A 20,378-nucleotide genomic window follows, 5' to 3' on the forward strand; every position below is an offset into this window, starting at 1 on the left:
CTCAGCGCGGCGTCGCGGAGGCCAGCGGCACCGGCGTCTCCTGACCGGCCCACGTGCCGGTGAGGACGGCGCCGGTGAGGACGCCGCCGGTGTCGAGGCGCCGGCGGACGGCCAACTCGACGGTCTCCGTCACGATCAGCGTCGGCTCGCCGCCGGTCACGCGCACGACCGCGCCGGCGGCGGGCGCCTCCGCGAGCCCGTTCGCGGTCACGGCGACGCCCATGCTGGGCGCACGGGGTTCGAGCCGGTCGTCGACCTCCACGAACTCCTCGGCCTGGCCGCGCCCGGTGAGGATCGCGTCCGCGAGCGCCGCCGCGTACACCGGGTCGCCGAACGCGTCGTAGACCCAGCGCTTGCCCAGCACCGAGTGCTCGGTGGTGCCGATCAGCCACGCGTCGGCGCCGTCGAGCGGCGCGTCGCGGTAGGTCAGGGGCACCTGGTGCACGGGCCCGTCGCCGACCCGCACCAGCAGGGTCTCGATCCCGACCGCGCCGGCCGGGTCGTCGAAGCGGTAGCCCGCCACGCGTCGCGGCTCGCCGGTCGGCCCGGTGTGCCAGTCCTGGCCGGGCAGCCAGTCGGCCAGCAGTTCGAGCTTGGTGGGGCTCAGCGTGGCTTTGTGGATCAGCGCCATGCGGTCATCGTAACGACCGTGATCCACGCGCTACCGCGTCACCTGCCCGGCGTCGCGCAGCGCCTCGGCGACGCGGTCCGGCGGCCAGCCCAGCTCGGCGGCGAGCCGGGCCGCGCCCTCCGGGGTGACGGTGCGGACGAGCGCGCCCAGCACGGTCACGACGTCGGTGCTCGGGCCGCCGGCCATGTCCTCGGCGAGCTGCGCGAAGAACCGGCGCATCCGGTCCATCCGGGCGCCGGCGGGCGTGCCGGGGTCGAGGATCCCGACGCCGCGCTCGGCCGTGTCGGCGAGCATCGCGTTGGTCCGCGCGCTCGTCAGCCACGTCCGCAACCACATGTCGTCGTCGATGGAGTACGTCTCCCGCCGCCGGGCGTCGCGGTCGCGGCGCAGGAGTTCCAGCCCTTCGAGGTAGCCGACCGCCTTGGACACCGACGCCGGGCTGACCCGCAGCCTGCCGGTCAACTCGGCCGCGGTCAGCGCGCCGGCGTCGGTCGTGACCAGGCTCGCCAGCACGCGGGCCGCCATGCGCGGCAGCCCCATCCGCACCATCAGCCCGGCGAACTCCTCCGCGAACGCCAGCACCGCGGCCGGGTCACGGCCTTCCGCGCCGACGGCCGCGGGCGGCTCGTGGTGCGTGGCCGACCTGCGTCGGCGGGCCCGTCGGCGCGTGGCCTGGTGGGCGCGGTCGGCCCGGTAGTCGCGGGCGCCGCCGTTGCGGCTCACCTCACGCGTGATGGTGGACGTGGGCCTGCCCAGCCGCCGCGCAATCTCCGCGTACCCCAGACCGCGCGTCAGGCCGGACGCGATGTCACGGCGGTCCTCGTCGGTCAGCCTGCCACCCGGCATCGCCTGCCCCCTCTTCTTGGTGACGCCAGTGTGCGTTCACGGACAGCGCATTGCAACGAGCGCGGCTGAATCATTGCGTTCACCATCAGCCCTATTGCAACGATTTGAAGCTACACACCAGCTCAAATGTCTGACCCGGCACTTTCCAGCGTTGTCGCGCGATGAAACGCAACGTAGCTTTCGCTCCCTCGTGAAGATCGACCGGCAAAAGACAGGGGGAGGAATGGCGAGCGAGCAAGTCGTGCTCGACGTCGAAGACCTGCGCATGCGCTACGGCACGACCGACGTCCTGCACGGCATCACGTTCCAGGCCCACCAGGGCGAGGTGCTGGCCCTGCTCGGCCCGAACGGCGCGGGCAAGACGACGACGATCGAGATCCTGGAGGGTTTCCGACTGCGCTCGGCGGGCCGGGTGTCGGTGCTCGGCGTCGACCCGGCCCACGCCGACGAGCGGTGGCGCGCCCACGTCGGCGTCGTCCTGCAGTCCTGGCGCGACCACGGCAAGTGGCGGGTCCGCGAGCTGCTGCGGCACCTCGGCGTCTACTACTCCTGCTACGCCACCGACCAGGTCTCCCGACCGTGGGACCCGGACGAGCTGGTCGCGGCGGTCGGCCTGACCGCGCGGGCGGACGCGAAGATCCGGACGCTGTCCGGCGGGCAGCGGCGCAGGCTGGACGTCGCCGTCGGCATCGTCGGCCGCCCCGAGCTGCTGTTCCTGGACGAGCCGACCACCGGGTTCGACCCGGTCGCCCGGCGCGAGTTCCACGAGCTGGTGCGCCGGCTCGCGGCCCAGGACTCGACGACCATCCTGCTCACCACGCACGACCTGGACGAAGCCGAGAAGCTCGCCGACCGCATCGTCATCCTCGACGGCGGCCGGATCGTCGCCGACGGCACGGCCGACGAGCTGGCGCGGCGCATCGCGGGCGAGGACGAGGTCCGCTGGACCCACGCCGGGCAGCGGCACGTGCGGCACGTCCGCGAGTCCACGAAGTTCGTGCACGACCTGTTCCGCCGCCACGGCGACGCGATCACCGACCTGGAGGTCCGCCAGGCCTCGCTCGAGGACACCTACCTGTCGCTGGTGCGCCGGGTCGAGGCGGAAGGAGCGACCCGGTGAACCCGACCACGACCGCGTTGCGCGCGGGCGGGCGGCGCGGCCTGATCGAGCTGCGGCAGTCGCTGACCAACGGCGCGGATCTGTGGAACCACGCGTTCTGGCCCGTGCTGATGCTCGTCGTCACGTTCTTCCTGCGTGACGTGTCGTTCGGGCAGACGGGGTTCTCCGTCGGCGCCCTCGCGCTGCCCAGCATCCTCGGCATGAACGCCGCCATGGCCATGGTCACCATGAGCCAGCTGCTCACCGCCGACCGCGAGGACGGCACGCTGCTGCGGGCCAAGGCCACGCCGAACGGGATGCTCGGCTACCTGGTCGGCAAGCTCGTGTCCGTGGCCGGTGGGCTCGTCATCGACCTGTCGATCTTCTTGATCCCCGGCGTGTTCCTGGTCTCCGGCCTGGTCACCGGCAGCCTCGACGCGTGGCTGACGCTGGCCTGGGTGCTGGCGCTCGGCATGCTGGCCGCCCTGCCCATCGGCGCGGTGCTCGGCTCGGTGTTCGCCACCGCGCGCGGCCAGGGCCTGCTCATGCTGCCGATCCTCGCCATGATCGGGATCTCGGGCGTCTTCTACCCGGTCACGGCCCTGCCGGAGTGGGTGCAGTGGGTCGCGCAGGTGTTCCCGGTCTACTGGCTGGGGCTCGGCATGCGGTCGGCGTTGCTGCCGGACGCCGCCGTGGCCGTGGAGATCGGCGAGTCCTGGCGACACCTCGAAACGGTCGGCGTGCTCACCGCGTGGGCGGTGCTCGGCCTGGTCCTCGCGCCGGTCGTGCTGCGCCGGATGGCACGCCGGGAGTCCGGGTCGAGCGTGGCCGAGCGCCGGGAGAGGTCCCTCCAACGGGTCAGATAGGTGAATGACCCCCACCGAGCGCAACGAAAGGGTGGTTCCGCGCGACCAAACAGATGAGTGCTGGAGCGACGTGCCCCGGACCGGAGGGCGTGACCATGACCATCTTCGTCAGCTACACGCGTGCCGACGAGAGCCTGGTGCGCGCCCTCCGGGACGACCTCGGCCGGATGGGGCAGGAGGTCTGGCTCGACCACGAGATCCACGGCGGCGAGCTGTGGTGGCGCGAGATCATCCGCACCATCCAGGCCGCCCGGGTCTTCGTGTTCGCGCTGTCGCAGGCGTCCTGGAAGTCGGTGCCCTGCCACGCGGAGTTCGACTACGCGCAGCAGCTCGGCGTGCCCGTGCTCCCGGTGCAGGTCGGGCCGCTGGACAACCTCCGCATCCCGATCATGGAACGGCAGCTGGTCGACTACCGGGAGCGCAGCGCGGACGCGATCGTGTCGTTGGCGGGCGCGCTCACCGAGCTGACCGGCCGGCCGCGCGTGCTGCCGAACCCGATGCCACCGCCGCCGAAGGTGCCGTTCGAGTACCTCTACCGCATCGCCGAGCTCCTCGGGCCGCAGCCGATCTCGCCGGAGCGCCAGGAGATCATCATCGGCCAGTTGCGGCGGCACCTGCGGACGGAGCGGGACGAGATCGCCCGCGCCGACATCGTGAAGCTGCTGCGCGAGTTCCGCGAGCGCGGCGAGATCACCAACATGAACTCGCGGGAGATCGACGAGATCCTGGAGACCGTGGAGCCGGGCGAGGGCGAAGGGCTTCCGGAGGGCGTCACCTGGCTCTCGGCCGCCGACTACTGGCAGCAGAACCCGGTGGTGATCGGCCCGCCGCCGGTTCCGGAGCAGGCGGACGCACCGGACACGTCGACCGCCGAAGGCGCCGGGGACACGGGCTCCGGGGCGACGCCGGCGTGGCTGCGGAGCGTGGTGGAGGCCGAGGGCCGGCCGGCCGCCGACCTGCCGGCCGCCGACCTGCCGAAGCCCGCCCAGTCGAAGCCGGACCTGCCGAAGCCCGCCCAGTCGGCGACCCCGCTCTGGTGGGAGGGCGGGAAACCGTCCACAGGGGAACGGACCACGTCACTGCCGCCCGCCCCGCGCACCGCCACGCCTCAGCAGTCCCCGCCACCGCAGCCCGCACCCCAACCGTTCGCCGCACGCCCACCCGGCCGGAACCCGGCCGACGCGAACCAGTCCTGGCCACGACAGCGCGTGCCCCGACAGCCTGCGCCACAAGAACAACAGCAGCCCACCCAACAGCGGCCCACCCAGCAACAGCCCGCGCCGGAACCACCCGCGTCCCCGCCGTCGAACGACGGCTCCCTCGCGTTCACCGGCGCGGTCCTCGGCGCGACCGGCATCCCGTTCGCGCTGGTGGCGTTGAGCGGCGGCACCCCGGTCGACTTCCTGGTCGGGGTGGTGGTCCTCATCGGTCTGGTCCTGAGCGTGGTGGCACTGAGGAAGCACGAGCCACGTGCCCGCGCGTCCGTGGTCATCGCGTCCGCGGGCCTGCTCGGCGTGGTCCTCTGCCTGTTGGCCGGCTGAGCCGACCCGACCTCGGCCTAGCCCGACCGGTTCCGCCGGATCAGCCCGATCGTGATCGCGAACAAGGTCCCCACCACACCGAAGAACGCACCCGGTCCCGCGCCCGCGTCGTACCCGGCGACCAGCCCGAGGATGATGCCGACCGTCGCGGCGACCACGAACACGCTCGCCAACGTCGGCCGCTTGTCCGGCGGCGGGGGCACGTTGCGCATCGTCTGGTGGGCCGGGGTCCACCACTCGCCACCACGCGGCTGCGGCGGGGGCACCGGCGTGAAGTACGGCGCCGGACGCGGAGCCTGCACGGCGACCTGCACGGGCTGCGCCGCCACCGCCGTGGGCGTGCGTTCCCACCACGGCTTGGCCCGGGGCGCGAGCAGGTCGGCCAAGCCGGAGGCCGCGACCCACCCGGGCGTGCAGCACTCCTTGAGCCGCTGCGCCGCCTCGTCCACCTGAGGGTCGCCGATCGCGGCCAGGTGCGCCCACGCGGCCGTGGTGAACGGCGGCTGGAAGTCCTCGCGCCGCAGCAGCAGGTTCTCGCCGGTGTAGCACGTGCGCCAGCCGCTCGGGTCCTTCGCCAACGCCAGCAGCGACAGGTAGATCACCAGCCCGGAGAACGTGTCCATCCACCGACCCCACGGCCGGTGCTCGGGCTGGTAGTTGCGGTGCCCGGTCTCGCTCGGCGCGAGCGTGCCGGAGAACCGGGCGATCCACGAGCAGTCGAAGTCCACCAGCCGCAGGCCGCCGTCGCGGCCGACGAGGACGTTGCCGTGCTGCAGGTCGCCGTGCGCGAACCCGGCCCGCTGGATCCGCGTCACCAGGTCGCGCCACGTGCCCGCCAACGCGGCCAACGACCCGGTGTCCGCCCGCTCCACCAGCTCGTCCACGTGGCGGTTGAGCGTGTGGCCCTCCGCCCACTGCATCCGCACCGCGGGCCACGTGCGGCCGTTGACCAGGATCCCGTTGTCCACCCACCGGGGGAGTGCGACCACGCTCTCCAGCCCGCTCGACGTGAAGTGCGCGTGCAGGGCGCCGTAACGCTCGCTGCTGGACACGTCGTCCCTGGTGAAGAACCGCAACGCCTGTGCCTCGCCGCGCGCCATCGCCTTGAACACGACGGCGCTCGTGCCCGCCGCCGGCATCGGTATCCCGTACACCGGGTGCACGACGAGTTCCAGCCCGCGCAGCTCGTCGGCGACGAAGCAGTCCGCGCGCTGCACCGCCTTCATGTACTCCTCGGGCGTCGGGTACCGGATCACAGGCACACCACCAGGTGCTCGGCCGGCCTCCGATCGAGCCGCACCCGCAGGAGGGTGACGTCGTCGTTGACCATCTCGCGCGCCGCGCGCCGGTCGGCCACGAGCGCGCGGAACGCCTCGGGGTGGTCCAGCCCCGCCAACGTCGTCCACAACGCCCGCCGGTCGCGCAGGTCGGCCGCGGCCACCCACTGCGCGAACGCGTCCGTGGCCAGGTACAGCAGGTCGCCGTCCGCGAGGTCGCCCTCGGCGAACGACGCCCGGCCGATCATCTCGGCCAGCCCGGCGGCGCCGGTCGGCAGACCGTCCGGGTTGGACCCGAACTCGTCCGCCGGGATCGGCGGGAACTGCGCCACCACCCGGTGCCCGCGGACGTGGAACAGCACCGCGTCGCCCAGCGCGACCGCCGTCCAGCGGGGTCGCGGACCGGTGAGGTCGCGCAGCTCGCAGCCGAGGAACGTGGCGAACGAGCCGACCGTCGCCTGCTTGAGCCGTTGCAGGTCCGTCGCGCCGGCCAGACGTGGGTCGTCGCGCCACCGGTCCTGCATGTCCGCCGCCCAGCGGTGCAGGGCGTCCGCCGTCAGCTCCGGCGCCGTGCCCTGGTCACCGACGAAGCCGGCGACGAGTTGCTGCGCCCAGCGGGCCGAGCCGAAGCCCTGCGTGGCGCCGTCCGCGACGGCGAACCGGGGGCCGCGCCCCGCGCCGTCCGCGGGCGCCGCCGCCGCGCCGTCCTCCCACTCGGCCTCGGTGTTGCCGTGCTTCGGCGCGTAGAAGAGGACCTGCCGGGTGTGGCTCACGGCGTGCCCCCTACCTCACGCGATCCGGGACTCTGGTGCCGATCTGCAGCACCCGGAGCAGGGTCGAGCGGCCCACGTTGAACGCCAGCCCGCGCGCGCCCGGCCGGACGTCGTAGCCGTCGACCCTGGCGTTGTCGACCATCGGCCGCGGCAGGGGACTGCTCAGCGCGAACAGGTCCGGGCCGGGCGGTGGCAGGCCGCCCGGGTCGGACGGGAACACGATCTCGGTGACCTCGAAGGGGGAGAGGAACACGTTGAAGAACAACGTCGCGCCGTCGTTGGTCTCGATCGACGTCAGCCGCCGCGCCCAGTCCTGGAGGGTCGCGCCGTCGTACGGGCTGTCGGTCACCATGCCGTCGGTGATGTTGACGACGATGGGCGGGAACGAGTCGGGGTGCGCGGCGGCCCAGTCGAACACGTGCGCGCCGGCGACCGCGATCGCCTGGCACATCGGCGTGCGGTGGCCGTGCACCGGGTCGACCCAGACCGGCATCCGCGCGCTCACCGGCATCAGGTCGATGGACGGCTCCTCCCGCACCGCCATGGGGTGCTCGGCCAACTCCGGCAGCGGCACGAGACCGCGGCCGGCCAGCGCGCCGCCGAACGCCGACTCGACGCCCTCACCGGCTTCGCCGACGCGTGCCCCGTAGCTGAAGATCCCCACGTCGAAGTAGTGCCGCACCGGCGCGTTGACCTCGGTGGTCGCCTTGATGCACATGTCCAGCAGGATGTTGTTCACCGCCAACGCCGCGCCGTCCGCCAGGGACGCGCCGGTGCGGCCCCAGGCGAGCTTCATCGAGTCCGAGCGGTCCAGCAGGATGACCACGCACCCCGGGTCGGCCCGCGACACGGACTGCCGGTAGTTCTCCACAGCGCACCCCCTCTTCGTCGGTCGTCACGTCATCCGGTCAGGTTGCGGCGGACGACGGTGGTCGGCCACGGCGTGCCCGCGCGCCACTCCCACCGGTGGCCGCAGTTCGGGTTGCGGCAGTGGAAGGCGCAGGACTCGCCGTCCTGCTTCAGGTCGAGCCGGAAGTCACCGCAGCGCGGGCACTGCGCCACCACCGCGCGGTCCACGTCGTAGCCTTGCCGCAGCGGTTCTTGCGGCTTGGTCGCGGTGGTCGTCGCCGGTGGCGCGGGCGCCTCGGCCCACCACGTCCGGTTGGCCGGCTTCGTCTCGGGTTCCGACGACGAGGCCGCCTGTGCGAACACCGGCTCGCGTTCCGCCACGGCGGGCGTCGGGTGGTGGGTCCGCGTGACCGGACGCCGGTCGGTGGTCAGCACGCCGAACGCGAGCAGCACACCCAGGAGCGCGCCGACCACCACCACGGTCACCGACCGCCAGAAGTCCAGGTCCCAGGTCTGGAGGCCGATCAGCCCACCCACCGCGGCGCACACCGCAGTGAGGGCCAGGACGATCGCGTTCCGCGTGGTCATCCGGTGCCTGCCGGGGTCACGACCAGCTCGACCCGCCCACCGGGGTCGACCGCGTCCGGGTCGACCGGAGGCCAGCACGCGTAGTCGCCGAACCCGGCCGCGGGTGCGGGGGCCGACCACTTGGCCGGCAGCTGCACGCAGACCGTGAACGGCTTGCCCGACGTGCCGACGTCCACCCTGCCCTGGCCGTTCACGGTGTGGTCCGACGCGTTCGCGGCGAGCACCTTGACCCGGGTGCCTACCGGCGGGTTCGGCACGAACTGGACGGCGACGGTCGACGGTGGCGGCACGTCGGGCTCGCGCGCCACGGCCCCGAGCAGCAGGACCGCGAGGAACGCGATCACCAGCGCGTAGACCGGCGCCAGCCAGCGGTTGCGCAGGCCGCCCGGCCGCGTCTCGGCGTCGCCCCCTGACGTGTGCACCTGGACCTCCGCCCGGAGTGGTGGCGTGTACTCCAGGTATCGCGAAGGATCATGCAGTCGTGTCGGCGTGTCCCCCGGACGGGCGAACGGTCAGTGCTCGGTCACGGCAGGTTGCCCGTGGTGGCCAGGAGCAGGGCGATGGCCGGCAGGAGGTTGTTGACCTGGTGGGCGACGACACTGGCGAGCAGGTTCCCGGTGAGCACGCGGGCCAGGCCGATCGGGATCGACAGCACCAGCAGCAGGGGCGTGCGCAGCAGTTCCAGGTGCGCGATCGAGAACACCAGGCTGGTCGCCGCGAACACGACCCAGCGGTTCCAGCCCAGGTGCTCGAACGCGCGCCACAGCACGCCCCGGAACAGCACCTCCTCGGCCAGCGGCGCGACCAGCCACACCGCCAGGAACACGAGCACGGCCGCCGCCGGCGCCATCTCGCGCCCGGCGAACGCGTCACCGACCGCCGACCCGGCCTGCTCCTCACCGACCCACGCGGCCCACACCGCCGCCGCGGGCAGCGTCAGCGCCAGGCCGCCGAGGCCGAGCGCCAAGCCGATGGCGATCTCCTTGACGTTCCAGCGGACCGCCAGCTCGCGCGCCGCCCGCCCGAGCCTCGGGCCACCGCCCAGCCAGGCCGTGCCGATCACCGCCACCACCGCGCCCAGCGACGTGGGCAGGACGAGCAACGCCAGCAGCCGACCGTCCTCCAGCAGCGTCACGTCGCCCGAGTCGTGCGCCAGCAGCACGACCACCGACACGAGGAGCATCGTCAACTGGCCGGCGAGGAACACCCCCAGCAACGACAGCCCCGCCCGCCGTTCACGCGCCGGGAAGGGCGCGGAGGGGTGTGGCTCGCCAGGCGGGAACGCGGCCGGCTGCTGCCCGGTCGGCTGCTGCGCGAAGGGTTGCTGGGCGGTCTGCCGCTGCACGGGTGGTGGTGGTGCGGTCGGCTGCTGCACGAGTGGTGGCGCACTCGGTTGTGGTGCGGGCGGCTGCTGTGCGGGTGGTGGCGCGCTCGGTTGTGGCGTGGGTAGTGCCGGCGTGCTCGGTTGTGGTGCGGGTGGTGGCGCGACCGGCGGCCACTCGGCGGGTCGGGGCGCGGTGACGTGGTCGTCGTGGGGTGCCGGCCCGGTCTGGTCATCGCTCACAACCGTGGATAACCCGCGTCGGGGGCGAGGTCAACTCGACCACCACGGTCGTGCGGCGATCGAGACCGGACGGTCGGCGTCACGTCGCGGTCCGGGCCTGGGCCGGTCGCCACCGCCACCGCTGTTCGCCGTCGTCGCGGAACTCGCCGGTGGCCCGCATCCCGATGCGCCGCGCGACCGCCTCGCTGGCCGGGTGGTCGGGCGCGATGTGCGCGTGCACGGCCCCCGCACCGCGGTCGACCAGCCACCACACCACGGCCTCGGCGGCCTCGGTGGCGTAGCCGTGACCCTGGAACGGCACCCCGATCACCCAGCCCACCTCGGCGGTCAGCCCGTTCGCCCCGGCCGTGGTCGTCGCCTGCACGGTGCCGACGGCGGCGCCGTCCGCGTCCCGCACCACGACCCAGTTCAGCCAGCCCTCAAGGCCGTCGTCGGACGTGGGCCGCTCCCAACGCCGGTACCGGGACGCGAGCTCGACGGCAGTGGGCGGCGCGCCGCCGGTGATCGCGTAGAGCGCGGGATCACCCAACACCACCGCCATCTCCTCGACGTGCGCGACCCGCACGGGCTCCACGCGCAACCGCGCCGTCCGCACCACGGCGTCCTGCGGCCACTGCGCTGGCACGACCACCGGCCGACCGACGCCTACCACCGGCGCGGCCGGGCGGTCCGGCGTGCGGTGACGGATACGCCCATTTGTCGCCCCCCTCAACGTCACGTGCACAGTAGCCACTCGGCGGCCGGTATCGACCGGGATTTCCGCCGGCCGGGATGGCGGAACGCCCGTTGCGGGATGATCGGGACGTGATCACCTCCCGGCGTGCCCGTCACGAGCGGCTCTCGGTGCTCCTCTCCTCACGCGACGATCGTGAACTCGAACGCCTCGTGGACGCGAACGGCAGCGTGGGCGTCGGCGGCGGATCGGCCGTGGTCGACGTCGACGGGACGCCGGTGTTCGTCAAGCGCGTCCCGCTGACCGACCGGGAACTCGCCCGGCCGCACTCCACCGCGAACCTGTTCGACCTGCCGGTGTGCTGCCAGTACGGCATCGGCGGCCCGTCGTTCAACGCGTGGCGCGAGCTGGCCGCGAACCGGATCGTCACCGACGCGGTCCTGGCGGGGGAGACGGCGGCGTTCCCGCTGCTCCACCACTGGCGCGTGCTGCCCGGCCGCGCGCCCGTGGCCGCCGAGCACGCCGCGGTGGACGAGGTCGTGGCCCTGATGGGCGGCAGCCCGGCCGTGCGGGTCCGCCTCGACGCGCTGGCCGCCGCGTCGCACAGCCTCGTGCTGTTCTCCGAGTACGTGCCGCGCCCGGTGGAAGGCTGGCTGGGCGAGGATCCCGCGAGCAAGGCCGAGGCGGTCGAGCGGCAGTTCGCGGAGACCGTGGCGTTCCTGCGCGACCGGGACCTGCTGCACATGGACGGGCACCTCGGCAACATGCGCACCGACGGCGAGCGGATCTACCTGACCGACTTCGGGCTGGTCACGTCGCCGGCCTTCGAGCTGTCGGCCGCCGAACGGGACTTCGTCCGGCGCAACGCCACGCACGACGCCGGCTACGCCGCCATGCGACTGGTCAACTGGCTGGTGACCGACGTGTGCGGGGTGACGGTGCCGCCCGGTGGCGTCCCCACGGCCCGCAACGACTTCGTCCGCCGGTGCGCCGCCGGCGAGATCCCGGACGACGTGCCGTCCGCCGTGGCCGGTGTCCTGGCACGGCACGCGCCCGCCGCCGCGCGGCTGAACGCCTTCTACTGGCGCCTGTTCGGCGGCGAGGTCCACGCCGAGTACCCGGACGCTCACGGTGAGCGCATCCCGCGCAGGTAGCCGACGGCGGCCCAGGGCCGACGGCCGAAGGCGAAGACCTTCCCGGTCGCGACGGCGCGCGCGAGGCGGATGCGGCGGAAGACCGTGAGCATCATCGCGGCCGGGTCGAACGTGACCCGGGCGTCGATCTTCCGGCCGTCCGCGGGCTCCACCTGTAATCGGCCGTTCTCGCTGGTCAAGACCACGGGGACGGTGTGCTTCGAGCGGAACTCGAGGGTGACGCGACCCGGGGTGCCCGCGCCCGCCAGCAGCCGCCCCGACCGGCCGCCGAGCATGGGCATGAGGAACAAGTCGAACGTGAGCGCGGCCTCGTGCGCGGAGATGTGCCAGGGCACGCCCAGCACCCGGGCGATGTCCAGGCCGTGGATCAGGATCTCGTTGAGCTGGTGCGCCACGTGCGCGGCCGCGGGGAGCTGTGCGCTGCCGAGCCAGGGTCGCAGCTCGCGCGGGTCGACGTCCTTGGCCCTGGTCAGCAGCAGGTCGACCTCTTCGAGCAGGGTGTTCGACACCACGTCCAGCGCACGCTCGGGGAAGTGGTCCAGGGTCAGGTCGTTGAGCCGCGCGAACCCGCCGAAACCCGCCTCCTGCCAGCCCTGGTCCAGGTGGGGCGCGTCGAGCGGGGACAGGTCGCCGCTGATCAGGCCGGCGTTGAGCCGGGCCACGACGGAGACGTGCGCTGCGGTGTCGGCCACCGACCAGTCGCCGATCGTGCGGCGGTCCGGCGTCCGGCAGTCCAGGAGCATCCGGGTGAACCGCTCCGAGGCGCCGGTGAGGGCGTCACGCACGTCCTGCCATCGCCGGTCGGTGATGTCCAGCTCCACGAGTGGCCTCCCGCGCGGTCGACGTCACTTCACCGAACGTAGTGACGTGGCCGCACACCGAACTACCGCGTTCGTGCTCTACTGCGGCCTCTCTTCCGCCGACGCGCAGTAATCCACCACGCGGCGCAGGCCGGCCTCGGGCGGTTCGGTCGCCGAGTCCACCACGAGGTGCGGTTCGTCCCAGCTCTCCCACAGCCCCTTCGTCCGCAGCACGTGGTCCCACGTCACCGTCGCCGGCCAGCCGGGGATGCCGCGGGCCCGGCTCTCGACCCGGCGACGCTGCACCGCCTCGTCCGAGCACACGCACTCCACGCCGACGAACACGCCGCCGAGGCGTTCGGTGACCGACCGCCACCGCCGCCGCGTCTCCCGGCGGTGCCCGGTCGCGTCCACGATCACGTCCAGCCCCAGTTGGAGCTGCCGTGCCACCGACGCGGTCAGGTTCAGCTCCGCCAGGTGCGTCGTGTTGTCCGTCCGCAGCCCGCCGAACGGCAGCAGCGCGCCCAGTTGCCAGTCCATCGAGAACACCGGCGCGGTGAGCCGCCACGCCAGGGCTTCGGCCAACGTGCTCTTGCCCGTTCCCGGCACGCCCGCGATCAGGACCGCCCGGGGTCGCCGCACGGCGTCCGGGCGCGGGATCGGCTTCAGCGCCTCGTACTCGGCGTGCGCGCGATCCGCCATCAACGCCTGCAACCGCTCGCGCACGACGTCCAGCGCCGGCACGCCTGGAGGCCGGTCGCCACGCTCCTCGACCGCACGCACCCAGCCCAGCACCACGTGCTCCGGGCGCACGACCACGTCACCGAGCCGTTCGGCCTCCCACGACGACGCGGTCAGCAGCACCTGTCGCTCCACCACGTCGAAGTCGGCGAGCCCCACGCGCGCCACCAGTTCGGCAGCTATCCCGTGCTTGGGCCCGCCCGGGTCCGCGAGCAGGTCGTCGGCTGACGGGTGCACCGGAAGGTCGACCACGGGACTCCGATCGGTAGCGCGGGAGCCACCATGATCGCGCGAGTCCGTCGGAGACCGAACCGAGGTCCCGGCCGGGTCAACGGGACGGCAGCTCACCCGTCCGGGTGAGTCGCTCGGCGAGGGCGCGCAGCTTCACGTTGGTCTGCTGGCTGGCGCGCACGAGCACGGCGAACGCCTGGTCGGCAGTGAGCCGGTGGCGTTCCATCAGGATGCCCTTGGCCTGCCCGATCAGGTCACGCGTCTGCACGGCGTCGGCCATGTGCTCGCGCTCCTGGGAGGTGGCCAGCGCCACGGCGGCGTGGCCGGCGAACAGCAGGCCCACGTGCTCGGACTCCTCGTCGAACGCGCCCGCGTCCGGTGAGTACAGGTTGAGCGCGCCGAGGTCGTCGCCCTCCACGTAGAGCCGGAACGACAGCATGCTGGCCACGTCCAGCGCCAGCGCCCGCTTGGCGAACAGCGGCCACCGCGTCTCCTCGGCCAGGTCGGGCGCGCTGACGATCTTCTGCTGGTAGAGCGCGGTCAGGCACGGTCCCTGGCCGGTGTCGTACTGGGCCTGGTCCACGTCGCGCGGCACGTCGTCGGTCGTCGCGACGGTCCGGATGTCGCGCTTGCGCACGATCGTCATGATCCCGGCGTGCCAGGCGCCGGGGATGGTGTCCACGGCGCCGCGCACGATCTCGTCCAGCGTGTCCTGCGCGCTGTCCTGCCGGTGCAGCGCGCGGGCGACCTCGTTCAGCCTGGCCGCCAGGTCGTCGCCGGTCGTGTCCTCGGCCACTGGCCACCTCCGCTGAACCCTCGTCGGTCGAACGCACCACGGGCACTCCGGGTGTGCCCCGTCACGGCCACGCCCACACCGCCTTCCCGCGTGGAATACGAGCCGAAGAAGTTCCGTTGAACCGGGTGTCGGCCCTGCCCGAGGTGCGCGGGGCGAAGTCGTCCGAAGCCGTGAGATCGGCGGACGGCCCCCGAAATCCCCAGGAAAGCCCCGCACGTCCACGCGTGCGCGGGTGCGATCCGGTAAGGAGACGACCATGTCGTTGACGGTGGACATGCCCCGCCAGACCCGCCCGACCCGCGAGCCCCGCTCCACCCGCGAGCCCCGCCCGGCCACGACCGTGCGCGAGGGCGCGCGTGAGGCCGACCTGGTCGGCCGCTACCTGCGCGAGCTCACGTCCACGCCCCTGCTCACCGCCGACGAAGAGGTCGTGCTGGCCAAGCGCATCGAAGCCGGCGTGTACGCGGCGGAACTGCTGCGCAGGTGCGACGAGGGCGACGGCCCACCGCTGGACGCGGAGCGTCACCGTGCGCTGCGCACCGTGGCCGAGCAGGGCAGGCGGGCCAAGGACCACATGATCCGGGCGAACCTGCGCCTGGTGGTGTCGGTGGCCAAGAAGCACTCGTTCCGCGGCCTGCCGATGCTCGACGTGGTGCAGGAGGGCAACCTGGGTCTGATCCGCGCGGTCGAGAAGTGGGACTACGCCAAGGGCTTCAAGTTCTCCACGTACGCGGTCTGGTGGGTCCGCCAGGCCATCGAACGCGGCCTGGCCGAGCAGACCAGGACGATCCGGCTGCCGATGCACGTCCACGAGGAGGTGGGCAAGCTGCGCAAGGCCGAGCAGCGGCTGAGGCTGGAGACCGAGCGCGAGCCCACCGCGGACGAGATCGCGGAGGCGGCGAAGATGCCGGTGGCCAGGGTCGTCGAGCTGCAGGCCGCCAGCCGCACCGCCCTCAGCCTGGAGACCCCGATCGGCGACGACGGCGGCGCGTCCGTGGCCGACCTGATCGAGGACGCCGAGGCCGTGGACGCCCACGAGGCGGTCGAGCAGCAGGAGGTCTCCGAGGAGCTGCGCGCCCTGGTGGGCACGCTGCCCGAGCGTCAGGCCCGGATTCTCACCGAGCGCTACGGGCTAGCCGACGGGCGTGCCCGCAGCCTCCAGGAGCTGTCCGAGGAGCTCGGCCTCACCCGGGAGCGCGTCCGGCAGTTGGAGAAGGAGTCCATCCGGATGCTGCGCGACCCCGAGCGCAACCAGGCCCTGCTCGCCTTGGCCGGCTGAGCCCGCACCGGCCAGCTTTTGCGGCCCGCGCCCGGGGGTAGCAGTCTCGGTGGTCTCCGATCGCGAGGAGCGCCCGCCATGACCGAGCCCGCCCACCACCTGACCACCACCGAACTCGACCGCGGCATCCTGCTGGTGAGCGTGTCCGGCGCCCTCGACGCCGCCACGCACCGGCCGGTCGTGTCGGAGCTCGACGCGGTGTTCGAGGCACGGCCGCCCGGGGTGGTGCTCGACCTGAGCGAGGTCGAGTTCATGGGCTCGGTCGGGATCGCGATGCTGGTCAACTGCCACCACCGGGCGGGCAGGCTGCGCATCCCGTTCGCTGTCGTGGCGAACACCCGCGCCGTGCTGCGGCCGTTGCAGATCAGCCAGGTGGAAGCGGCGCTGCCGCTGCACGCGTCCGTGGACGAGGCGGTCGCGGCGGTGCGGCTGGTGTCGACCTGACCGCTCGGCGTGCGAGCCGGAGCAGGCCGAGCGCCGCGAGGCCGCCGAGGAAGGCCAGCCCGAACGGCCGCAGCGTCCACGTCAACGGCCACGCCGGCCCGCTGAGCGCGAGGTGGTCGGTCGGGTACTCCAGCACTCTCGCCGTCCACGTAGCCGTGGCCACGTCCGTGGTTCTCGCGAGGTCGAGCAGCACCCCGTCGAAGGGGAAACCGTCGTCCTGGTGGAGGTGGACCGCGCCGTACGCGTCGCCCGTGCGGTCCCGCGCGGCCTGCGCACCCGGCACGACCAGGCGGTCCAGGTCGGCGGCGGTCGGCTCGGCCCTCGGCGCGAACGTCAGCCCGTGCCGCGACCGCACCGGCTCCACGCCGGGCGCGACGGCCACCGTGCGGACGGCCAGCGACTGGCCGTAGGTGTCGAAGGCCGACGCCAGCTCGATCTCGCCGACGCCGTCGGTGAGCAGCACGCCGGTCCGGTCGCGGTCCCAGCCGAACGCGGTGTTGAACCCCACGACGGCGTCGGCCGGCCGCACCTCCGCCTGCGCCATCGAGGCCGCGGCGCCCCGGTGGTAGTGCCGCCAGCCGGTCGCCTCCGCCGCCCGGGCCGCGGCGTCCGGTCCGACCAGCCGCTCGACCACCCGCAGCGTGCCGTCGACACCGGACAGGATGCCCGCCGTGGTGATCACGTCGCCGTCGTCCACGTACCGCGTGCCGCGGACCCAGTCGACGGCCGGGTAGTCGTCGTCGAACGCGTCGAGCCGCAACCAGTGCGCGGTCGCGTCACGGCCGTCGAGCAGACCGGCCGAGGCGAGCACCCCGGACCCGTTGCACACGCCGAGCAGGAGCGCACCCCCGGCGGCCTGCCCGTTCAGCCAGTCCGTGACCGGCTTCGACGTGCTCTCGCCGAGGTCGGGCATGGCGGGCACGACCACCACGTCCGCGGCCGCGGTCCCGAGCAGGTCGGCCAACCCGGCGAACGTCAGGTCGGGCACCAGGTCGAGGCCGCCGGTGAGCGGCGCGGGCCGGCCGGACGGCGCGACCGCGTAGACGTTGAACGCGCCGGTCGTGGCCAGGATCTCGTAGGGGGCGAGGGTGTCGGACACGACCGCGCCGCGGTCGCCGACCACGACGACGGCGGTCGGCTTGGCCGGGTCGTGCGCCACCCGTGCGGGCGATGGGGCGGCGCCGTCCGCCCGCGGCGCGTTCAGGTGGTCGAACGCGGCGCGGACGGTCGGCGCGCCGAAGGCGGCGGGCAGGGCGAGGGCGGCGAGCAGGACGACCGCGATCCGGGCGACGGCGCGCATGGTCAGCACCCGTACTCGTGGCGGCGGCGCAGCATCGCGGCCAGCATCGCCGGGACCATCAGCACGTGCCCGGCGGTCATCAGCGCCGACCCGGACAGGGCGTCGGCCCAGTGGAACGGCAGCAGCACGACGTACGGCACGTACATCGCCAGGGACATCTCGGCGATGCCCGCCCACCCGTGCCGCCGGATCCGCATCCACAGCGCCATGCCCAGCGACATGTTCGTCGCCATCACCAGCACGTGCGCGGTGACGTTGTCGGCCAGACCGGGCCACGCGAACGACCAGACCGGTTCCAGGACCACCATGCCCACCACCATGGCGACGGCCATCTCCAGCGCGTGCCGGGCGAAGCGCCACCACCGCCTGCGGCCGGTGGTGGTGATCGTCTGCTCCGAACTCATGACAGCTCCTCCGTTGCGATTCGTTGGTGCGCAACAGAGATCCTGCGTGGCCGGAGGAGCGCGGTCAGGTGCCGAAGGTCATGCGTGAGGTCACATGACCTCAGCAGAGCCCGAGTTCCCTGGCCCGCAGCGCGGCCTGCGTGCGGTCGCGCACCTGGAGCTTGGACAGCACGCTGGTGACGAGGTTCTTCACGGTGCCCTCGGCCAGGAACAGGGTGCCGGCGATCTCGCGGTTGCTGCGCCCCTCGGCGAGCAGCCGCACGACGTCCAGCTCCCGTTCCGACAACGGCACGGGCAGCCGACCGGGCGGCGGGTCGTCGTGCGGCAAGCGCGCCACCCTCGCCACGAGCTTCGCCGCCACGGACGGCTGCAGCACCGATTCGCCGCGCCGTGCCGCGACCAGCGCCTCCACCAGCCGGCTCGACGAGACGTCCTTGAGCAGGTAGCCCACCGCGCCCGCGCGCAACGCCGCGAACACGTCCGCGTCGTCGTCGAACGTGGTCAGCGCCAGCACCCGGACCCCGGGCTGCTCGACCCGCAGCCGGTTCGTGGCCGCGATGCCGTCGAGCACCGGCATCCGCAGGTCCATCAGGACCACGTCGGGCCGCAGCTCGGCGCACCGCCGCACGGCCTGCTCGCCGTCACCGGCCTCGCCGACCACCTCGATCTCCGGCTGGACCTCCAGCAACGTCGCCAGCGCCTCCCGGAACAGGGCCTGGTCGTCCACGATCAGGACGCGGACGGGTGAGTCCGGCGCGGTCATGCCGGCACCTCGACGGTCAGCGTCACGCCACGTCCGGCGGCCGAGTCGACCGAGACCCGGCCACCGAGCCCGGCCACCCGCTCGTTGAGCCCGACCAGCCCGAACCCGTCTCCCGAGTCGGGGTCGGGGTCGGCGGGCATGCCGCGGCCGTCGTCACGCACTTCCAACCGGACCAGATCGACGCTCTCGTAGTCCAGCACGAGGGTCGCCCCGGTCGCGTCGGCGTGCTTGCGGACGTTGGTCAACCCTTCCTGGGCGGCCCGGAACAACGACTCCTCGACCTCCGCGCGGGTGGCGCGGGCCGCGCCGCGCACCTCGAACCCGGTCGGCACACCCGCCTCGGTGACCTCGGACGCCAACGCGCGCAACGCGTCCACCAGCGGCCCGGAGCGGGGCTCGCGCAGCGCGGCGACCGAGCGGCGCACCTCGGCCAGCGCCTGCTTCGACTGGTCCTGCGCCTTGGCCAGCATCGCGTCCAGCCGCTCGGGCTCGGCGGTGCCGATCACCGCGCGGGCGGCCTGGAGCAGCATCTGCACGACGGTCAGGTGGTGGCCGAGCCCGTCGTGGATGTCGCGGGCGACCCGGTTGCGCTCCTGCGTGGTCGCGAGCTGCTCGGCCTGGGCCGCGTACCCGCGCAGCCGGTCGTTGGCCACCGCGAGTTCCGCGCGGGCGCGTTGCTCCCGCACCAGCAACTCGGTGATCACGACCGTGAACGCGGTGACGGCCAACGTGCCCAGCCCTTCGCGCAGCCCGTCGGGCCACTCCATCTCCACGTGGATCAACGGGATGACCGCGGCCACCGCGGCGGCGGCCGGCAGCGGCAGCAGCAACACGCTCTGCGCGACCAGCACCACCAGCAGCAGCACCGACCCGACCGCCGCGCCGGACAGCGCGAACAGCACGAAACCCAACGGCAGCTGGACGAGGACGTACACCGCGGCGAACGCCCTGCCCCGCCGTTGCGCGAACGGGAAGCCGAAGATCGCGAGCGCGCCGTAGACCAGCCCGACGAGCAGCGTCGGCACGAGCAGCTGCTCGAAGCTCTCCGACCCGAGCGGCAGCGTCACGTACGCGACCACGGTCAGGATGCCCAACGCCCTTTGCACGCCACCACTGTGCTCGACCGCGAACGCCATGGTCAACCGGGCCCGCCCGCGTCACCTGAATCGGAACAGTGGTGGTCGCGGGTTCGCCCGTCACCGGGTCGGGGTACTTGGCGAGGGCGTCAAGCAGGCGGCGCGTCGACATCCCCGGACTGGTCGGGAGAAGGCGGCGATGCGCGATGGAACCGGAGTTCGACGACGCGTTGACGTGGGGCCTGCGCGGCTACGTCCGGCGGGTCACCGAGGAACTGGGGCTCACCGGCGACTGCTCGTACGTGCAGGCCGAACGGCCCGCCGTCGCCTACCTGGCGCTGGACGGCCGGCTGCCCGGGTTCCCCGACCGCGACGTGGCGCTGCTGTGGGACGAGGAGCGCGGGTGGGTGGCCGCGGTGGAGACGCACAGCGGTGAGGACGTCCTCGTCCAGGCGCACTTCGGCCCGGACGTCGTGCCGCCGCCGAGCGCCGTGGCCCGGTGGGTCGACGGCCTGTTCCGCGGCGAGCGGGCGGCTCCGGCACGACCCTCGTCGCCGCGCGACGCCCGCGCCTGACCATCCACTGAGGACGGTCGGTCGGCGGTGCGATCGTCCACTCCGGTGGCGCCGCGCCCGAATGTGCCCTGATGGCTGGCCGGCAGCGGTGGGGCGGTGCCACGCTGG

23 protein-coding genes are annotated in these 20,378 nt (G+C 73.3%); 7 read left to right on the forward strand and 16 right to left on the reverse strand.

Annotated elements, in window-relative coordinates:
* Window position 1 precedes the first annotated feature (1 nt).
* Window positions 2–631, reverse strand: a complete 630-nt coding sequence (locus tag ADK67_RS11435; RefSeq protein ID WP_053716378.1) for a CG0192-related protein — start codon at window positions 629–631, stop codon at window positions 2–4.
* Window positions 632–661: 30 nt separating this feature from the next.
* Window positions 662–1,477, reverse strand: coding sequence for a GbsR/MarR family transcriptional regulator (locus ADK67_RS11440; protein WP_053716379.1), 816 nt, complete (start codon window positions 1,475–1,477; stop codon window positions 662–664).
* Between the two features lie 223 nt (window positions 1,478–1,700).
* Between ADK67_RS11440 and ADK67_RS11445 the strand changes: the two genes are divergently transcribed.
* The 3 genes from ADK67_RS11445 to ADK67_RS11455 all read left to right on the forward strand — a co-directional run bounded on the left by ADK67_RS11445 (window position 1,701) and on the right by ADK67_RS11455 (window position 4,983).
* Complete coding sequence (locus tag ADK67_RS11445; RefSeq protein ID WP_053716380.1) at window positions 1,701–2,597, forward strand: ABC transporter ATP-binding protein; 897 nt, start codon at window positions 1,701–1,703, stop codon at window positions 2,595–2,597.
* Complete coding sequence (locus ADK67_RS11450; RefSeq protein ID WP_053716381.1) at window positions 2,594–3,442, forward strand: ABC transporter permease; 849 nt, start codon at window positions 2,594–2,596, stop codon at window positions 3,440–3,442. Before ADK67_RS11445 ends, ADK67_RS11450 begins: the two co-directional genes overlap by 4 nt.
* Window positions 3,443–3,537: 95 nt before the next feature.
* On the forward strand, window positions 3,538–4,983 hold the full coding sequence (locus tag ADK67_RS11455) for a toll/interleukin-1 receptor domain-containing protein (protein ID WP_197289397.1): 1,446 nt from the start codon (window positions 3,538–3,540) through the stop codon (window positions 4,981–4,983).
* A gap of 17 nt (window positions 4,984–5,000) precedes the next feature.
* On the opposite strand, the gene ADK67_RS11460 is transcribed toward ADK67_RS11455, so the two are convergent.
* From ADK67_RS11460 to ADK67_RS11490, 7 genes are all read right to left on the reverse strand, one after another.
* A complete protein-coding gene (locus tag ADK67_RS11460) occupies window positions 5,001–6,239 on the reverse strand; it encodes a hypothetical protein (RefSeq protein WP_053716383.1) in 1,239 nt (412 codons plus the stop codon).
* A complete protein-coding gene (locus ADK67_RS11465) occupies window positions 6,236–7,033 on the reverse strand; it encodes a hypothetical protein (protein WP_053716384.1) in 798 nt (265 codons plus the stop codon). The genes ADK67_RS11460 and ADK67_RS11465 overlap by 4 nt, the downstream gene beginning before the upstream one ends.
* A 10-nt stretch (window positions 7,034–7,043) precedes the next feature.
* The gene (locus tag ADK67_RS11470; RefSeq protein ID WP_053716385.1) at window positions 7,044–7,904 is read right to left on the reverse strand and encodes a hypothetical protein; all 861 of its coding nucleotides are present in this window, start codon (window positions 7,902–7,904) and stop codon (window positions 7,044–7,046) included.
* Between the two features lie 29 nt (window positions 7,905–7,933).
* The gene (locus ADK67_RS11475; RefSeq protein WP_053716386.1) at window positions 7,934–8,470 is read right to left on the reverse strand and encodes a hypothetical protein; all 537 of its coding nucleotides are present in this window, start codon (window positions 8,468–8,470) and stop codon (window positions 7,934–7,936) included.
* Entirely contained in the window at window positions 8,467–8,892 is a 426-nt protein-coding gene (locus tag ADK67_RS11480; RefSeq protein ID WP_053716387.1) for a hypothetical protein, read from the reverse strand. Before ADK67_RS11480 ends, ADK67_RS11475 begins: the two co-directional genes overlap by 4 nt.
* 101 nt (window positions 8,893–8,993) lie before the next feature.
* Window positions 8,994–9,845, reverse strand: a complete 852-nt coding sequence (locus ADK67_RS11485; protein WP_231648130.1) for a CPBP family intramembrane glutamic endopeptidase — start codon at window positions 9,843–9,845, stop codon at window positions 8,994–8,996.
* A 268-nt stretch (window positions 9,846–10,113) separates the two neighbouring features.
* Window positions 10,114–10,665 carry a GNAT family N-acetyltransferase gene (locus ADK67_RS11490; protein WP_063797566.1) on the reverse strand — a complete coding sequence of 184 codons (552 nt, stop codon included), beginning with the start codon at window positions 10,663–10,665 and terminating at the stop codon, window positions 10,114–10,116.
* 173 nt (window positions 10,666–10,838) lie between these two features.
* On the opposite strand from ADK67_RS11490, the gene ADK67_RS11495 reads away from it, so the two are divergent.
* The gene (locus ADK67_RS11495) at window positions 10,839–11,861 is read left to right on the forward strand and encodes a serine/threonine protein phosphatase (RefSeq protein WP_197289398.1); all 1,023 of its coding nucleotides are present in this window, start codon (window positions 10,839–10,841) and stop codon (window positions 11,859–11,861) included.
* Here ADK67_RS11495 and ADK67_RS11500 read toward each other — a convergent pair.
* The 3 genes from ADK67_RS11500 to ADK67_RS11510 form a co-directional block, all read right to left on the reverse strand.
* A complete protein-coding gene (locus tag ADK67_RS11500) occupies window positions 11,834–12,682 on the reverse strand; it encodes a maleylpyruvate isomerase N-terminal domain-containing protein (protein WP_082403388.1) in 849 nt (282 codons plus the stop codon). The genes ADK67_RS11495 and ADK67_RS11500 overlap by 28 nt on opposite strands.
* Window positions 12,683–12,760: 78 nt before the next feature.
* Window positions 12,761–13,654, reverse strand: a complete 894-nt coding sequence (locus ADK67_RS11505; RefSeq protein ID WP_053716389.1) for an AAA family ATPase — start codon at window positions 13,652–13,654, stop codon at window positions 12,761–12,763.
* Between the two features lie 76 nt (window positions 13,655–13,730).
* Window positions 13,731–14,429, reverse strand: coding sequence for a GAF and ANTAR domain-containing protein (locus ADK67_RS11510; RefSeq protein WP_063797567.1), 699 nt, complete (start codon window positions 14,427–14,429; stop codon window positions 13,731–13,733).
* A gap of 256 nt (window positions 14,430–14,685) precedes the next feature.
* On the opposite strand from ADK67_RS11510, the gene ADK67_RS11515 reads away from it, so the two are divergent.
* On the forward strand, window positions 14,686–15,708 hold the full coding sequence (locus ADK67_RS11515) for a sigma-70 family RNA polymerase sigma factor (RefSeq protein WP_053716390.1): 1,023 nt from the start codon (window positions 14,686–14,688) through the stop codon (window positions 15,706–15,708).
* A gap of 78 nt (window positions 15,709–15,786) precedes the next feature.
* Window positions 15,787–16,152: an STAS domain-containing protein gene (locus ADK67_RS11520; protein WP_053716391.1), complete on the forward strand. Its 366-nt coding sequence runs from the start codon at window positions 15,787–15,789 to the stop codon at window positions 16,150–16,152.
* Here ADK67_RS11520 and ADK67_RS11525 read toward each other — a convergent pair.
* The 4 genes from ADK67_RS11525 to ADK67_RS11540 form a co-directional block, all read right to left on the reverse strand.
* On the reverse strand, window positions 16,073–17,452 hold the full coding sequence (locus ADK67_RS11525) for a DJ-1/PfpI family protein (protein ID WP_082403396.1): 1,380 nt from the start codon (window positions 17,450–17,452) through the stop codon (window positions 16,073–16,075). The genes ADK67_RS11520 and ADK67_RS11525 overlap by 80 nt on opposite strands.
* Before the next feature lie 2 nt (window positions 17,453–17,454).
* The gene (locus ADK67_RS11530; protein WP_053716392.1) at window positions 17,455–17,856 is read right to left on the reverse strand and encodes a hypothetical protein; all 402 of its coding nucleotides are present in this window, start codon (window positions 17,854–17,856) and stop codon (window positions 17,455–17,457) included.
* A 100-nt stretch (window positions 17,857–17,956) separates the two neighbouring features.
* A complete protein-coding gene (locus ADK67_RS11535; protein ID WP_053716393.1) occupies window positions 17,957–18,619 on the reverse strand; it encodes a response regulator in 663 nt (220 codons plus the stop codon).
* Window positions 18,616–19,725, reverse strand: coding sequence for a sensor histidine kinase (locus ADK67_RS11540; RefSeq protein ID WP_053716425.1), 1,110 nt, complete (start codon window positions 19,723–19,725; stop codon window positions 18,616–18,618). The genes ADK67_RS11535 and ADK67_RS11540 overlap by 4 nt, the downstream gene beginning before the upstream one ends.
* 176 nt (window positions 19,726–19,901) lie before the next feature.
* On the opposite strand from ADK67_RS11540, the gene ADK67_RS11545 reads away from it, so the two are divergent.
* Window positions 19,902–20,270: a DUF6292 family protein gene (locus ADK67_RS11545; protein ID WP_053716394.1), complete on the forward strand. Its 369-nt coding sequence runs from the start codon at window positions 19,902–19,904 to the stop codon at window positions 20,268–20,270.
* Window positions 20,271–20,378 lie beyond the last annotated feature (108 nt).

Origin of the sequence: Saccharothrix sp. NRRL B-16348, from assembly GCF_001280085.1 — a bacterium.
Taxonomy (GTDB): domain Bacteria; phylum Actinomycetota; class Actinomycetes; order Mycobacteriales; family Pseudonocardiaceae; genus Actinosynnema.

Bases quoted from the DNA above. Each gene is read 5' to 3' on its own strand.
- ADK67_RS11455 (WP_197289397.1), top strand. From the start codon at position 3,538: ATGACCATCTTCGTCAGCTACACGCGTGCCGACGAGAGCCTGGTGCGC.
- ADK67_RS11440 (WP_053716379.1), bottom strand. From the start codon at position 1,477: ATGCCGGGTGGCAGGCTGACCGACGAGGACCGCCGTGACATCGCGTCC.
- ADK67_RS11435 (WP_053716378.1), bottom strand. From the start codon at position 631: ATGGCGCTGATCCACAAAGCCACGCTGAGCCCCACCAAGCTCGAACTG.
- ADK67_RS11515 (WP_053716390.1), top strand. From the start codon at position 14,686: ATGTCGTTGACGGTGGACATGCCCCGCCAGACCCGCCCGACCCGCGAG.
- ADK67_RS11520 (WP_053716391.1), top strand. From the start codon at position 15,787: ATGACCGAGCCCGCCCACCACCTGACCACCACCGAACTCGACCGCGGC.
- ADK67_RS11535 (WP_053716393.1), bottom strand. From the start codon at position 18,619: ATGACCGCGCCGGACTCACCCGTCCGCGTCCTGATCGTGGACGACCAG.
- ADK67_RS11525 (WP_082403396.1), bottom strand. From the start codon at position 17,452: ATGCGCGCCGTCGCCCGGATCGCGGTCGTCCTGCTCGCCGCCCTCGCC.
- ADK67_RS11545 (WP_053716394.1), top strand. From the start codon at position 19,902: ATGGAACCGGAGTTCGACGACGCGTTGACGTGGGGCCTGCGCGGCTAC.
- ADK67_RS11530 (WP_053716392.1), bottom strand. From the start codon at position 17,856: ATGAGTTCGGAGCAGACGATCACCACCACCGGCCGCAGGCGGTGGTGG.
- ADK67_RS11445 (WP_053716380.1), top strand. From the start codon at position 1,701: ATGGCGAGCGAGCAAGTCGTGCTCGACGTCGAAGACCTGCGCATGCGC.
- ADK67_RS11475 (WP_053716386.1), bottom strand. From the start codon at position 8,470: ATGACCACGCGGAACGCGATCGTCCTGGCCCTCACTGCGGTGTGCGCC.